Annotated in this window: 13 protein-coding genes; 7 read left to right on the forward strand and 6 right to left on the reverse strand. The window is 71.3% G+C overall.

Features of this window, described 5'->3' with window-relative positions; translation table 11 throughout:
• Positions 1-63: 63 nt before the first annotated feature.
• The 3 genes from ACFXOA_RS18310 to ACFXOA_RS18320 form a co-directional block, all read right to left on the reverse strand.
• A complete protein-coding gene (locus ACFXOA_RS18310; protein WP_385028985.1) occupies positions 64-1134 on the reverse strand; it encodes a S1C family serine protease in 1071 nt (356 codons plus the stop codon).
• 74 nt (positions 1135-1208) lie between these two features.
• A complete protein-coding gene (locus tag ACFXOA_RS18315) occupies positions 1209-1943 on the reverse strand; it encodes a class I SAM-dependent methyltransferase (protein WP_385029148.1) in 735 nt (244 codons plus the stop codon).
• A gap of 59 nt (positions 1944-2002) precedes the next feature.
• The gene (locus ACFXOA_RS18320) at positions 2003-2602 is read right to left on the reverse strand and encodes a DUF3043 domain-containing protein (protein ID WP_385028988.1); all 600 of its coding nucleotides are present in this window, start codon (positions 2600-2602) and stop codon (positions 2003-2005) included.
• 295 nt (positions 2603-2897) lie between these two features.
• Between ACFXOA_RS18320 and ACFXOA_RS18325 the strand changes: the two genes are divergently transcribed.
• The 5 genes from ACFXOA_RS18325 (at position 2898) to ACFXOA_RS18345 (ending at position 9448) form a co-directional block, all read left to right on the forward strand.
• Complete coding sequence (locus tag ACFXOA_RS18325) at positions 2898-3680, forward strand: PspA/IM30 family protein (RefSeq protein ID WP_385028991.1); 783 nt, start codon at positions 2898-2900, stop codon at positions 3678-3680.
• A gap of 10 nt (positions 3681-3690) precedes the next feature.
• Positions 3691-3969 (forward strand): hypothetical protein, encoded by a 279-nt coding sequence (locus ACFXOA_RS18330; RefSeq protein ID WP_385028994.1) that lies wholly within the window; start codon positions 3691-3693, stop codon positions 3967-3969.
• Between the two features lie 201 nt (positions 3970-4170).
• Complete coding sequence (locus tag ACFXOA_RS18335; RefSeq protein WP_385028997.1) at positions 4171-5424, forward strand: sensor histidine kinase; 1254 nt, start codon at positions 4171-4173, stop codon at positions 5422-5424.
• On the forward strand, positions 5421-6110 hold the full coding sequence (locus ACFXOA_RS18340) for a response regulator (RefSeq protein WP_385029000.1): 690 nt from the start codon (positions 5421-5423) through the stop codon (positions 6108-6110). Before ACFXOA_RS18335 ends, ACFXOA_RS18340 begins: the two co-directional genes overlap by 4 nt.
• Before the next feature lie 185 nt (positions 6111-6295).
• On the forward strand, positions 6296-9448 hold the full coding sequence (locus ACFXOA_RS18345) for an efflux RND transporter permease subunit (protein WP_385029003.1): 3153 nt from the start codon (positions 6296-6298) through the stop codon (positions 9446-9448).
• A 75-nt stretch (positions 9449-9523) separates the two neighbouring features.
• Here the strand turns inward: ACFXOA_RS18345 and nadA are convergent, their stop codons facing one another.
• Complete coding sequence (nadA, locus tag ACFXOA_RS18350; RefSeq protein ID WP_385029006.1) at positions 9524-10723, reverse strand: quinolinate synthase NadA; 1200 nt, start codon at positions 10721-10723, stop codon at positions 9524-9526.
• Positions 10724-10943: 220 nt separating this feature from the next.
• Between nadA and ACFXOA_RS18355 the strand changes: the two genes are divergently transcribed.
• Positions 10944-11300 (forward strand): iron-sulfur cluster assembly accessory protein, encoded by a 357-nt coding sequence (locus ACFXOA_RS18355; protein WP_018103583.1) that lies wholly within the window; start codon positions 10944-10946, stop codon positions 11298-11300.
• Positions 11301-11459: 159 nt separating this feature from the next.
• Here the strand turns inward: ACFXOA_RS18355 and ACFXOA_RS18360 are convergent, their stop codons facing one another.
• Positions 11460-12899 (reverse strand): hypothetical protein, encoded by a 1440-nt coding sequence (locus ACFXOA_RS18360; protein ID WP_385029009.1) that lies wholly within the window; start codon positions 12897-12899, stop codon positions 11460-11462.
• A 127-nt stretch (positions 12900-13026) separates the two neighbouring features.
• Positions 13027-13224 carry a hypothetical protein gene (locus ACFXOA_RS18365; RefSeq protein WP_385029013.1) on the reverse strand — a complete coding sequence of 66 codons (198 nt, stop codon included), beginning with the start codon at positions 13222-13224 and terminating at the stop codon, positions 13027-13029.
• A 158-nt stretch (positions 13225-13382) separates the two neighbouring features.
• Between ACFXOA_RS18365 and ACFXOA_RS18370 the strand changes: the two genes are divergently transcribed.
• A complete protein-coding gene (locus ACFXOA_RS18370; protein WP_385029016.1) occupies positions 13383-14357 on the forward strand; it encodes a carbohydrate kinase family protein in 975 nt (324 codons plus the stop codon).
• Positions 14358-14372 lie beyond the last annotated feature (15 nt).

A 14372-nucleotide genomic window follows, 5' to 3' on the forward strand; every position in this document is an offset into this window, starting at 1 on the left:
CGACCGGGCGGTGCTCCCGGCGGTCCCCGGATCCCGCCCACCGGGGCATGGCCCCGGCTGCCGTCAGATCTCGCCCAGGGTGACCTCGGCCGACTTCCGCGATCCGCCCCGGGTGTACGTCACCTCGACCTTCTGACCGGGCTCGTCGCCCGCCAGTGCCTCCGAGAGCGAGGTGATGGTCGTGATCCTGTCGTCGCCGACCCGGGTGATGACGTCCCCGACGCGCAGGCCCGCGTCGGCCGCCCCGCCCCCCTTCTCGACGCTCACGATCGCGACGCCGGCGGGCTTGTAGCTGTCGTCGACCACCGTCCGGCCGGTGATGTTGAGCGCGGCCCTGCCGGAGTCGGTGACCTTGCCGGACTTGATGATCTGGTCGGCGACCGTCCGCACCATCGAGACCGGGATGGCGAAGCCGATCCCGGGCGCCGCGCTGTCGCCCAGCTGGGGGTCGGTCGCGGCGAGGGTGGGGATGCCGATGACCTCGCTGTCGAGGTTCACCAGCGCGCCGCCGCTGTTGCCCGGGTTGATGGCCGCCGAGGTCTGCACCATGTCGGCGAGCGTCGCCCCGGTGCCGCCGCCCGAGCGGCTCTCGCTGACGGTGCGGCCCACGGCGGAGACGATGCCCTGGGTGACGCTGCTGGACAGGCCGAGAGGTGACCCCATGGCCAGGACGATCTGCCCCACCTCCACCTCGTCGGTGTCCCCGAACTCAGCGGCCCGCAGCCCGTCCGGCACGTCGTCGAGCCTGACGACCGCCAGGTCCTGCTCCGGATAGGCCGCCACCAGCGAGGCCTTGAGGTCCTTTTCGCCCGTCGCGACGCTGACGTCGAACGACTTCTCGTCGCCGACCACATGGGCGTTGGTGACGATGTGGCCCTTGTCGTCGTAGACGATGCCCGAGCCGAGACCGTCCCCGGCGGCGATCTGCACCACGGAGGGCAGCACGTCCTTGATGACGGCCTGGTACCGGTCCTCGAGCTCGTCCGTCGCACGCGACACCACCGCCTGCTGCGAGGACTCGGTGTCAGGTTCGGGGCCCGGCCCGGCGCAGCCGGCGACGAGGGCGGCCGCACAGAGAGCGGCGAAGGGGAGGAGGGGGCGGCGTACCCGGCGCGGGGAGGGCTTTGCGTCCATCTGAGGAGTATCGCCACCGGCCGGACCCACCGGCCCGTGGAGCTGGGCCGATCAGGCGTACCCACGCGGGGCGGTCAGCCGCGCACACCGCACAGGTGGAGCAGAGCCGCGACGCCCCGGTACGGATCGGTGCGCCCCGCCCGGTCCTCGACGGCGAAGATCCGCTCCAGCTCCTCGGGGCCCGGGAGCTCCGCCTCGTTGGGCACGTTGTCGGTGAAGACGCGCACGCCGTACCAGGCGTGGAGCGGGGCGGCGATCCCGGCGAGGGTGGCCCGCAGTGCCACGAGCCGGTCGGCCCGGACGTCGAGGCCGAGCCGGTTGGTGTACGTGTCCGTGTCGAACGCCGCCAGGGCCGCGCCGAAGTCGCCCGCCGTCCCCGGCCGCATCGCCAGGGCGTCCGCGTTCCGCACGAGCAGGGAGAGCAGCCCGCCGGGCGCCAGCATCCGGGCCAGCCCGGCCAGCAGCGGATCCGGCTCGGGGACGTACATCAGCACGCCGTGGCAGAGGACGACGTCGAAACTTCCGGGAAGGAAGTGCACCCCCGTCTCGCGCCCGTCGCCCTCGATGAGCCGCACGCGCTCCCGGATACCCTCCGGTTCGCCCGCGAGGGCCTCGCGGGCGCTCAGCAGCATCTCGGCGTCGGACTCCAGACCGGTCACGGTGTGACCGGCCCGCGCCAGCCGGAGCGCCTGTGTGCCCTGGCCCATGCCCACGTCGAGGATCCTCAGCCGCCTGCCCACCGGGAAGCGGGCGGCTATCTGCTCGTCCAGCTGACGGGCGACGAGTTCCTGGCGGACCGTGTTGCGCAGCCCGCCGAGGCCGGCCAGCCAGCTGGAGGAAACCCCCGTGAAACCGGAGGTCTCCTGGCTCAGGGCCGTTCTCCCCGCTTGACCTGCGGCTTCGGGAGACGCAGACGACGCATCTGGAGCGTGCGCATCAGGCCGTAGGCCACCGCGCCGCGCTTCGGGGTGTCGGGGAAGCGCTGCGCCAGCTGCTTCTTCAGACGGAAGCCGAGACCGATCGAGTCCACGACGATCAGCACGATGACGCCGAGCCAGAGCAGTAGCGAGATGTTCTGGATGTTCTGCACCTGAATCACGCTGAGGATCAGGATGATCACCGCGAGCGGCAGGAAGTACTCCGCGATGCAGAAGCGCGAGTCCACGAAGTCACGGACGAAGCGCCGCACGGGCCCCTTGTCACGGACCGGGAGGTAGCGCTCGTCGCCCGAGGCGAGAGCCTCGCGCTGGCGGGCCATGTCCGCCCGGCGCGCTTCACGCTGGCGCTTGGCTGCCTCCTTGCGGTCGAGCGGCGCACCGCTCGAGGCTCGACGGCGCTGCGTCTGGGCGTCGCTGCGCTTGGGGGTGGGGCGACCCTTGGGAGCCTGAGGGTCGCGGGGCTGCTTGGAGAGGTCCGCCGTCACCTTGCCGGTGGGGGCCTTCTCTTCCTTGGAACGGCTACGGAACACAAAACCCAAGGGTACGGGGTCGCCCCGGACTACCGGGGACCGGCCGGGAACGATCCGGCAACGGCCGGCGGCCCGAAAGCGCCCCGACAGGGGCAGAACGGACGAGGCCGGTGTGATCCCCGGGGTCCCTCTACTCCCTGGGCGGGAGTGATCAACGGCCGCAGTCGTCCTTGCGGAGGAGCGCATCCGCGTCCGAACAGTGCGGTAATGGAGACAGGGCCCGTACTGTGGGTTCTGTTGGAGTGCTGGAGCTCAGTCCGTCAGAAGGGGGCGCGCGAAGCCCATGAGCGGTGTCATGAAGCGTATGGGAATGATCTTCCGCGCGAAGGCAAACAAGGCCCTTGACCGGGCCGAGGATCCGCGCGAGACCCTGGATTACTCGTACCAGAAGCAGCTCGAACTGCTGCAGAAGGTGCGCCGCGGAGTCGCCGACGTGGCGACCTCGCGCAAGCGGCTGGAACTGCAGCTGAACCAGCTGCAGGGGCAGTCGTCCAAGCTGGAGGACCAGGGCCGCAAGGCCCTCGCGCTCGGCCGCGAGGACCTGGCACGCGAAGCGCTCTCGCGCCGTGCCGCTCTGCAGCAGCAGGTGACGGACCTGGAGACGCAGCACCAGACGCTGCAGGGCGAGGAGGAGAAGCTCACCCTCGCCGCCCAGCGTCTGCAGGCCAAGGTCGACGCCTTCCGTACGAAGAAGGAGACGATCAAGGCCACCTACACCGCGGCCCAGGCACAGACCCGGATCGGAGAGGCGTTCTCCGGGATCTCCGAGGAGATGGGCGACGTCGGTCTGGCCATCCAGCGGGCCGAGGACAAGACCCAGCAGCTCCAGGCGCGCGCCGGGGCCATCGACGAACTGCTCGCGTCCGGGGCCCTGGACGACCCGTCCGGCACGGCGAAGGACGACATCGCCGCCGAGCTGGACCGGATCTCCGGCGGCTCGGACGTGGAGCTGGAGCTGCAGCGCATGAAGGCCGAGCTGGCCGGCGGTTCCGCCGGACAGCAGCAGGCCATCGAGGGCGGAGCACAGGACGGGGCGCAGCAGTCGCAGCAGTCCCCGCACAAGTTCGACAAGCAGTGAGGGCGGCGTCGTGATCGTACGGATCATGGGGGAGGGCCAGGTCGAACTGGCCGACAGTCATCTCGCCGAGCTGAACAAGCTCGACGAGATCCTCCTCGCGGAGATGGAGAGCGGTGACGGACCCGGCTTCCGCACCACCCTCCACGCGCTTCTGGACAAGGTGCGCGAGCTCGGCTCGCCGCTCCCGGACGACTCCCTGGAGCCGTCCGAACTGATCCTTCCGGCACCCGACGCCACGCTCGAAGAGGTGCGTTCCATGCTCCGCGACGACGGGCTGATCCCCGGCTGACGGGCTCCGACCGCCCCACACTCCCCACCGTGCCCCGCCCGGCCCCGCCGGCGCGGGGCACGGTGCTTGAGCGGGGGCATGTTGCTGGAGGACGGCCCCGCGGGCCCCGTCCCGCCCGCCACGTGAACCCCGCCCGCCCCGTGACCGTCCGCGGACATCGTCCGTACCGTCCCGTCGACGGCACGCCGTACCGTTTCCGGGGTGACCATCCTCCCGACCGGGCTCGTGCGCCCCCGCCGCTGGCTGCGCGGCCACCCCCTGACCTTCGACGGGGCTCTCGCCCTGGCGGTGCTCGTCTCCATGCTCTGCGCGTCGTTCGCGGAGCCGGGTCCGGGCCACAGGCTGATCCTCGGCAGCCGCACGCCGGAGGCGTCCAGCGTGCTGCTCATGGTCCTGGCCGCCGGCGCCCTGGTGCTGCGCCGGCGCAGGCCCGTGGCCGTGCTCGCGGTGACAGGTGTGCTGTCCACCGTCGAGTTCCTGTTCGTCGACCCGCCCGCACCCGTCGTGGTGAGCGCGGTGGTCGCCCTGTTCACCGTCGCGGCCAGTACCGACCGGCCCACCACCTGGCGGGTCGGCCTGCTCACCATGGCCGTGCTGACCGTGGCGGCCATGGCGGTGGGCTCCGCCCCCTGGTACAGCCAGCAGAACGTCGGCGTGCTCGCCTGGTCCGGTCTCGCCGCGGCCGCCGGCGACGCGGTGCGCAGCAGGCGCGCCTTCGTCGACGCCATCAGGGAACGGGCCGAACGCGCCGAGCGCACCCGGGAGGAGGAGGCCCGTCGCCGAGTCGCCGAGGAGCGGCTGAGGATCGCCCGGGACCTGCACGACGTGGTAGCCCACCACATCGCGCTGGTCAACGTGCAGGCCGGGGTGGCGGCCCATGTCATGGACAAGCGCCCGGACCAGGCGAAGGAGGCGCTCGCCCACGTACGCGACGCCAGCCGCTCCGCCCTCGACGAACTGCGGGCCACGGTGGGGCTGCTCCGCCAGTCCGGCGACCCCGAGGCGCCCACCGAACCGGCCCCGGGCCTGGCTGTCCTGGGAGCCCTGCTCGACACCTTCCGCAACGCCGGGCTCCCGGTCGAGGTGGCCTGCACCGACCCGGACAGCCCGCTGCCGGCGGCGGCCGACCTCGCGGCCTACCGGATCATCCAGGAAGCCCTGACCAACGTGCGCAAGCACGCGGGCGCAGGGGCGAAGGCCGAGGTGAGCGTCGTACGGGTCGGTGCGACCGTGGAGATCACCGTGCTCGACGACGGCGGGGGAGCGGATCCGGTGCCGGCGCCGTCCGGCGGGGGACACGGGCTGATCGGCATGCGCGAGCGGGTCACGGCCCTCGGCGGCACCCTCACCGCGGGGCCCCGCTACGGAGGCGGCTTCAGGATCCATGCGATCCTGCCGGTCATGCCCCGCGCGGGCGCACCGGGCGCGGCGGGAACGACGGGGGGAGGCGCATGACGCCGATCAAGGTGCTGCTCGCGGACGACCAGGCACTGCTGCGCAGCGCGTTCCGGGTGCTGGTGGACTCCGAGCCGGACATGCGGGTCGTCGGCGAGGCCGCCGACGGTGCCCAGGCGGTCGAGCTGGCCCGTACGACAGGTGCCGACGTCGTACTGATGGACATCCGGATGCCGGGCACCGACGGGCTGACCGCCACCCGGACGATCAGCGCGGACCCCGGCCTGGCCGGCGTACGCATCGTCATGCTCACCACCTTCGAGGTGGACGAGTACGTCGTGCAGGCCCTGCGCGCCGGGGCCTCCGGATTCCTCGGCAAGGGCGCCGAGCCCGACGAACTGCTCAACGCCATCCGTGTCGCCGCGGCGGGTGAGGCCCTGCTCTCACCCGTCGCGACCAAGGGCCTCATCGCGACCTTCCTGGCCCAGGGCGGCGCCCTGGACGGCGACCCGGGCGGCACGCGCTACGCCGAGCTCCTCGACGCGCTCACCGTGCGGGAACGCGAGGTCCTCGTCCTGGTGGCGGGCGGGCACTCGAACGACAGGATCGCCGAACGGCTTGCCGTCAGCCCCCTCACCGTGAAGACCCATGTGAACCGCGCGATGGCGAAACTCGGCGCGCGCGACCGGGCCCAACTGGTCGTCATCGCCTACGAATCGGGCCTGGTCCGTCCCCGGGTGGAGTGACGGGTGGAGACCCGGCTACTCCAGCTGCGGTAGGCGCGGGATAAAAAGGCAACCCGGGGGCCGAGGATTTCGCCGGGGAAACCGGTGATCGTGTAGGTGGACGGGTTGTGTCCCCCGCGATCACCGGACGGTGTTCGCCCAACAGCCCCCGCCTTCCGCGTACGCCACAGAAGAGAGACCCACCCATGTCCTGGCTGTCCAGATTCAGCCTCGCGCAAAGGGCGCTGATCGGGCTGATCTCGATCGTCGCGCTCGTCTTCGGAGCGATAGCGATCCCGCAGCTCAAGCAGCAGCTGCTGCCCACCATCGAACTCCCGATGGTGTCGGTGCTGGCGCCCTATCAGGGTGCGTCCCCCGATGTGGTCGAGAAGCAGGTCGTCGAACCCCTCGAGAACTCCATCAAGGCCGTCGACGGCGTCGAGAGCGTCACCTCGACCGCCAGCGAGGGCAACGCCGTCGTCATGGCGAGCTTCGACTTCGGTGACGAGGGCACCAAGCAGCTCGTCGCCGACATCCAGCAGGCCGTCAACCGCGCCCGCGCCCAGCTGCCCGAGGACGTCGACCCGCAGGTCATCGCCGGTTCGACCGACGACATCCCGACCGTGGTCCTCGCCGTCACCTCCGACAAGGACCAGCAGGCGCTCGCCGACCAGCTGGACCGCACGGTCGTCCCCGCGCTCGAGGACATCGAGGGCGTCGGCCAGGTCTCGGTCGACGGCGTCCAGGACCTCCAGGTCTCGGTCGTACCGGACGCGAAGAAGCTCGCCGCGGCGGGTATGGACGCCGGCTCGCTGGCGAAGGCCATCGAGGCCGGCGGCGGTACCCTCCCGGCAGGCTCCTTCTCCGAGGCGGGCAAGAGCCGCACCATCCAGGTGGGCGGCTCCTTCACCTCGCTCCGTCAGATCGAGGACCTGAAGGTCTCCGCGGCCGACCCGGCCACCGGCAAGGCGGGCAAGCCGGTGCGCGTCGGTGACGTCGCCACGGTGAAGCAGGAGCCCGCCACCGCGGTCTCCCTCACCCGTACGAACGGCAAGCCGAGCCTCGCCGTCATGGCCACGATGGACAAGGACGGCAGTGCCGTCGCCATCTCGGACGCCGTCCAGGACAAGCTTCCCGACCTGCGCAAGGACCTCGGCGCCGGCGCCGAGCTGACTGTCGTCTCCGACCAGGGTCCCGCGGTCTCCAAGGCGATCTCCGGCCTGACCACCGAGGGCGCGCTCGGCCTGCTCTTCGCGGTCGTGGTGATCCTCGTCTTCCTCGCGTCCATCCGGTCGACGCTGGTCACCGCGGTGTCCATCCCGCTCTCCGTCGTCCTCGCGCTGATCGTGCTCTGGACCCGCGACCTGTCGCTCAACATGCTCACGCTCGGCGCGCTGACCATCGCGATCGGCCGGGTCGTCGACGACTCGATCGTCGTCCTCGAGAACATCAAGCGGCACCTCGGATACGGCGAGGAGCGCCAGTCGGCGATCATCGCCGCGGTCAAGGAGGTCGCCGGAGCGGTCACCTCGTCCACGCTCACCACGGTCGCGGTCTTCCTGCCCATCGGGCTCGTCGGCGGCATGGTCGGGCAGCTCTTCGGCTCGTTCTCCCTCACCGTCACGGCCGCACTCCTCGCGTCCCTGCTGGTCTCCCTGACCGTGGTGCCCGTCCTCTCGTTCTGGTTCCTGCGGGCCCCCAAGGGGACCGACGCCGACCCGGACGAGGCGCGCCGCAAGGCCGAGGAGAAGGAGGCCGCGAGCCGGCTCCAGCGGATCTACGTCCCGGTGCTGCGCTTCGCGACCAAGCGGCGCGTCACCAGCATCGTGATCGCGTTCGTGGTCCTGTTCGGCACGTTCGGCATGGCACCGCTGCTGAAGACCAACTTCTTCGACCAGGGTGAGCAGGAGGTCCTCTCCATCAAGCAGGAGCTGACCCCCGGCACGAGCCTCGACGCCGCCGACGCGGCCGCGCGTAAGGTCGAGAAGGTCCTCGCCGCCGACGACGGCGTCGAGGACTACCAGGTCACCGTCGGCTCCTCCGGCTTCATGGCGGCCTTCGGCGGTGGCACGGGCGCCAACCAGGCGTCCTACCAGGTCACCCTGAAGGACTCGGCGGACTTCGAGGCGACCCAGGACCGGATCGACGCGGCCCTCGGCAAGCTCGACGGCATCGGCGACACCACCATCGCGGCGGGTGACGGATTCGGCAGCCAGGACCTGAGCGTCGTGGTCAAGGCCGCCGACGCGGACGTCCTCGAGAAGGCGTCCGAAGCGGTACGCGGCGAGGTCGCGAAGCTCAAGGACGTCACCGACGTCCAGAGCGACCTGGCGCAGAGCGTCCCGCGCATCTCGGTCAAGGCCAACGACAAGGCGGCCGACGCCGGATTCGACCAGACCACCCTGGGAGGGGTGGTCGCCGGCGCGGTCCGCGGTGTCCCGTCCGGCAAGGTGATCATGGACGACACCGAGCGTGACGTCCTGGTGAGGTCGGCCCGCCCGGCCGCCACGATGGACGAGCTGAAGGCCCTGCCCCTCGGGAAGGTGACGCTCGGCCAGATCGCCGATGTGAAGCTGGTCCCCGGCCCGGTCTCGATGACCCGGATCGACGGACAGCGCGCGGCGACGATCACCGCCAAGCCGACCGGCGACAACACGGGCGCGGTCAGCGCCTCGCTCCAGTCGAAGATCGACGCCCTGGACCTCCCGGCCGGCGCCACCGCGACCATCGGCGGTGTCTCCGAGGACCAGAACGACGCCTTCATGAAGCTGGGCCTGGCGATGCTCGCGGCGATCGCGATCGTCTTCATGCTGCTGGTGGCCACCTTCCGGTCGCTCGTCCAGCCGCTGATCCTGCTGGTGTCCATCCCGTTCGCGGCGACGGGGGCCATCGGCCTCCTGGTCGCCACCGGCACCCCGATGGGTGTCCCGGCGATGATCGGCATGCTGATGCTCATCGGCATCGTGGTTACCAACGCGATCGTGCTGATCGACCTGATCAACCAGTACAGGGCCCAGGGCATGGGCGTGGTGGAGGCGGTCGTCGAGGGTGGACGCCACCGTCTGCGTCCCATCCTGATGACGGCGCTGGCGACGATCTTCGCCCTGCTCCCGATGGCGCTGGGCGTCACCGGCGAGGGCGGATTCATCTCCCAGCCGCTGGCGGTCGTGGTGATCGGCGGCCTGATCACCTCCACGCTGCTCACCCTGCTCCTGGTGCCGACGCTCTACGCGATGGTCGAGCTCCGCAAGGAGCGCCGCGCGAAGAAGAAGGCGGCCAGGCGCGAGGCGAAGTCAGGCGCGGCCGACGAGCCGGCGCAGGAGGCTTCCTCCGAGGAGCCGGAGCCCGCCAAGGCCTGACCCGCGGCCGGACACACGAAGGCCCCGGGAACCGTCCGACGCGACGGTTCCCGGGGCCTTCCCGGTGCTGAGGTCCTACGGCAGCGCGAGCATCCGCTCCAGCGCCAGCTTCGCGAACCTCTCGGTCTCCGGGTCCACCTGGATGCGGTTGACCAGCTTCCCCTCAGCCAGCGACTCCAGCGTCCAGACCAGGTGGGGCAGGTCGATCCGGTTCATCGTCGAGCAGAAGCAGACCGTCCGGTCGAGGAAGACGATCTCCTTGTCCTCCGCGGCGAAACGGTTCGCCAGCCGGCGGACCAGGTTGAGCTCCGTACCGATCGCCCACTTGGAACCGGCCGGGGCCTCCTCCAGGGCCTTGATGATGTACTCCGTCGAGCCCACGTGGTCCGCGGCGGCGACGACCTCGTGCTTGCACTCGGGGTGCACCAGCACGTTGACCCCGGGGATCCGCGCGCGGACGTCCTCGACGGACTGCACCGAGAAGCGGCCGTGCACCGAGCAGTGCCCGCGCCACAGGATCATCTTCGCGGCGCGCAGCTCCTCGGCGGTCAGGCCGCCGTTCGGCTTGTGCGGGTTGTAGAGGACGCAGTCCTCCAGGCTCATCCCCATGTCGCGGACGGCCGTGTTCCGGCCCAGGTGCTGGTCCGGCAGGAAGAGCACCTTGCTGGTCGAGGGGTCTCCCTGCTCGAAGGCCCACTCCAGCGCGCGCTTCGCGTTGGACGAGGTGCAGATGGTCCCGCCGTGCCGGCCGGTGAAGGCCTTGATGTCGGCGGAGGAGTTCATGTAGGAGACCGGCACGACCTGATCGGCGACACCCGCCTCCGTCAGCACGTCCCAGCACTCGGCGACCTGCTCGGCGGTGGCCATGTCGGCCATGGAGCAGCCGGCTGCCAGGTCCGGGAGGACGACCTTCTGGTCGTCACCGGTCAGGATGTCCGCCGACTCGGCCATGAAGTGCACACCGCAGAAGACGATGTACTCGGCTCCGGGGCGCGCGGCCGCGTCGCGGGCGAGCTTGAACGAGTCGCCGGTGACGTCCGCGAACTGGATGACCTCGTCGCGCTGGTAGTGGTGGCCGAGCACGAAGACCTTGTCCCCGAGCTTCTCCTTGGCCGCGCGGGCCCGCTCCACCAGGTCCGGGTCGGACGGGGAGGGCAGGTCGCCGGGGCATTCCACCCCGCGCTCGCTCCGGGGGTCGGCCTCGCGGCCGAGCAGCAGAAGGGCGAGGGGTGTCGGCTGGACATCCAGGGGCTGGGCGGTGGTCACGACACGCACCCTTTCTTTTACGCGGAACGCCTTTTCGTCTAATTGACGCTATCTATCATAGCCGCTTCGCGTCAGCTTGACGACGGCGATAGCGTCGATGTGACGCATCCCGCCGCCCGCACGGTGTGCGAGCATGAAGGGAACAGACACGCGCCTGGCCCGGAATGAATCCGCGGCCCCGATGGTTGGACCGTCGGCAAGCAGTCCGAACAACCCGGGAGAGAAGCAGATGTCCGTATCGGACGAGACCACCACCGTGAGCGACGGCATCCTCCTGTCCGACGCCGCCGCAGCCAAGGTCAAGGCCCTGCTCGAGCAGGAGGGCCGCGACGACCTCGCGCTGCGCGTCGCCGTCCAGCCCGGAGGCTGCTCCGGCCTGCGGTACCAGCTCTTCTTCGACGAGCGCTCGCTCGACGGGGACGTGGTGAAGGACTTCGACGGCGTCAAGGTCGTCACCGACCGCATGAGCGCCCCGTACCTGGGCGGCGCCTCCGTCGACTTCGTGGACACCATCGAGAAGCAGGGCTTCACGATCGACAACCCGAACGCCACGGGCTCCTGCGCCTGCGGCGACTCCTTCAGCTGACCCCCGGTCGCACGGCAGCGGCGGGGGGGGGCCGGCCCGCCCGCGACCCCCCCCCCCCGCCGAAGCCCGCCCCCCACCCCCCGCCCCCCCCCGCGCCCCCGCCCCCGGGGGGGGCCCCCGGGCCGGGCCCCCCCGCCGCTGCCGTACGTACGCGCGGCCTCAGGCGCGCGGCACCCGCTCGCCCGAACTCGCGTCGACCACCCTCCGGTCGCCCAGGGGGGCGTCGAGCGTGACCGTACGGGTCAGCTCCTTCGCGATCATGATGCAGGCCTTGCCGGGTTCCGGCTTCGACTCGGTGACCGTGACCCGCACCGTCGCGCCGTCCTCCGTGGCGGAGGCCGAGTACGTGCTGCACACACCGCCCCAGAAGGTCACATCAAGGGTCCTGCCGTCCGCGCTGTACGAGGTGATCCCGGTGGCCGAACCGTCCGGGGCCTTCGTGGGCGCGGGCGAGGGCGGGGTGCTTCCGGAGGCGATGTGCTCCGGGTCCACCGCGACCTGGGCGACCGTGCTCAGAGGGCCGCCGCCCTCGGGCCGTACGGTGAAGAGCCAGGACGGTACGAGGATCTGCTCACCGTCCGAAGAGCGCGCGGCGAGCCCGAACTCGGCCTTCTCGACCGTCATCGTGGCCGGCGGAGTCCCGCCCGAGGCCCCGCAGTCGGGCTCCGGCGCGAGGTCGTCCTCCAGCGGCACGGAGGTCGCACAGCCGCCGACACCGGGCTTCGGGGCCTTCCGGCTGTCCGAGTTCAGCTGCTCCAGAGCCTCGTCCGCGCCGGTCACCGGATAGCTGTCACCCTTCTCCAGGGCCTTCAGGTGCCCGCTGCCTCCGACGACCTCGCCCCCGGCGCCCACCTGCACACCGGTCGACCAGCCGTACGTCGGCAGCCCCGCCACCACCGGATCGGCGTTCACCACCCGCACGGAACCCATCAGCTGATCCGCGTCGAGCGCGGCACCCTCCTGGCCCACGGCCTTCAGGACCGGGGTCGCGGCGGCCTTCGCCGTCCGCTCGTCCACGGGGGAGCCGGAGGACCGGGTCCGGTCCCGATCCGCGCAGACCGGGCCGGGATCGCACGCGTCCGGCCCGCCCGAGCCGTACCGGGCGAACGTCCAGGTCCCCGGTGCCTGCTTGACGACCCTCAGGACGGGCCCCGAACCGTCACCGCCGCTGCCCACCGTCCACGCCGCGCCCTCGGTACGCGGGGAACCCTCCACGCCCAGGGCCTTCGCCAGCCGGCTCACCTCGGCGGCGCTCACCGTGCCGGCGGGCCGGTGCACGGCGGCCTCGTCCGGGCCGTCGGGCAGCCCTCCCGCGGCGCGGTAGACCGTCCCCCCGCCGTGCGGATCCGGCTCACCGGGCGCGATGCCCAGCGAGGGTTCGGCGGAGCCGGAGTCCGCCGGCAGGTCGAGGGTGAGCAGCGCGGGCGAGCCGGTGCCGGGGTCGGGGCGAAGGCCCGGATCCGACTCGCCGGGGGTGTGCGATGCCCAGTAGGCGCCGCCGCCCCCCACCAGCAGCACTGCTGCCACCACCGAGGCCGCGACGAGCGGCGAACGCCGGCGGGTGCCGGCCGTGTCGTTCTCGGGTCGTTCGGTGCTCACCGGATCGCTCCTTCGACTGCGTGCCACCACTGGCAGGTCGCCAGTTCCCCGAGCCGGGGCACCGGTGGGACGGAGCGGAGGGGCGCGCGGTTCCCCGGGCGGCGATCCGGCCGCCCGGTCCGGCGGGTCAGTCCCCGTAGTCGGACATGGAGTCCACCAGACGGGCGGAGGAGGGCGGCACCGTCACCCCGTGGATACCGGAGGGCTCCACCCGCTTCGCCGTGGTCCTCTCGGGCGCGACCCAGTGCGGCGCCATGCGGGCGCAGTCGCCGCGTAGCTCGGCCAGGCTCATCTCGGACTCGCGGGTGGCGATGTTCTTCGACATAACGGCACCGTATGCACACCACCCCTCAGGTAGAAAGACCTACTATCGGGTAGTTTTGCCCCTTCGGACGTGGCGGCGTCAGCGGGTAGCGTGAACTGTCACGCCGTCCCGGAGGACGCGCCCGCGCGTACTTCGCCTTCCGCAGGAGCAGCCACCCCGTGCGCATCGCAGTCACCGGCTCCATCGCCACCGACCACCTCATGACCTTCCCCGGCCGATTCGCGGACCAGCTGGTCGCGGATCAGCTGCACACGGTCTCCCTCTCCTTCCTCGTCGACAACCTCGACGTGCGCCGCGGGGGAGTCGGCGCCAACATCGCCTACGGCATGGGAGTGCTCGGTACCCGGCCGATCCTCGTCGGTGCCGTCGGCGCCGACTTCGACGACTACCGGGCCTGGCTCGACCGCCACGGCGTCGACACCGGATCGGTCCGGGTCTCCGAGGTGCTGCACACCGCGCGCTTCGTCTGCACGACGGACTCCGACCACAACCAGATCGGCTCCTTCTACACGGGTGCCATGAGCGAGGCGCGGCTGATCGAGCTCAAGAGCGTCGCGGACCGCGTCGGCGGTCTCGACCTCGTCTCCATCGGCGCCGACGACCCCGAGGCGATGCTCCGCCACACCGAGGAGTGCCGCTCGCGGGGCATCCCCTTCGCCGCGGACTTCTCGCAGCAGATCGCCCGGATGAACGGCGAGGAGATCCGCATCCTCCTCGACGGAGCCACCTACCTCTTCTCCAACGAGTACGAGAAGGGGCTCATCGAGACCAAGACCGGCTGGAGCGACGAGGAGATCCTCTCCAAGGTCGGCCACCGCGTCACGACCCTCGGTGCCCGGGGTGTCCGCATCGAGCGGGCCGGACAGGACCCCGTCGAGGTCGGCTGCGCTGAGGAGGAGCGCAAGGCCGACCCCACGGGTGTCGGCGACGCCTTCCGCGCGGGCTTCCTCTCCGGTCTCGCCTGGGGTGTGGGCCTGGAGCGCGCCGCCCAGGTCGGCTGCATGCTCGCGACCCTCGTCATCGAGACCGTCGGCACCCAGGAGTACACCCTGCGCCGCAGCTCCTTCATGGACCGCTTCACCAAGGCGTACGGGGACGAGGCGGCCTCCGAGGTCAGGAAGCACCTCTCCTAGATTCGCGGCACCGGC

The organism is Streptomyces sp. NPDC059166, from assembly GCF_042755185.1.
GTDB lineage: Bacteria > Actinomycetota > Actinomycetes > Streptomycetales > Streptomycetaceae > Streptomyces.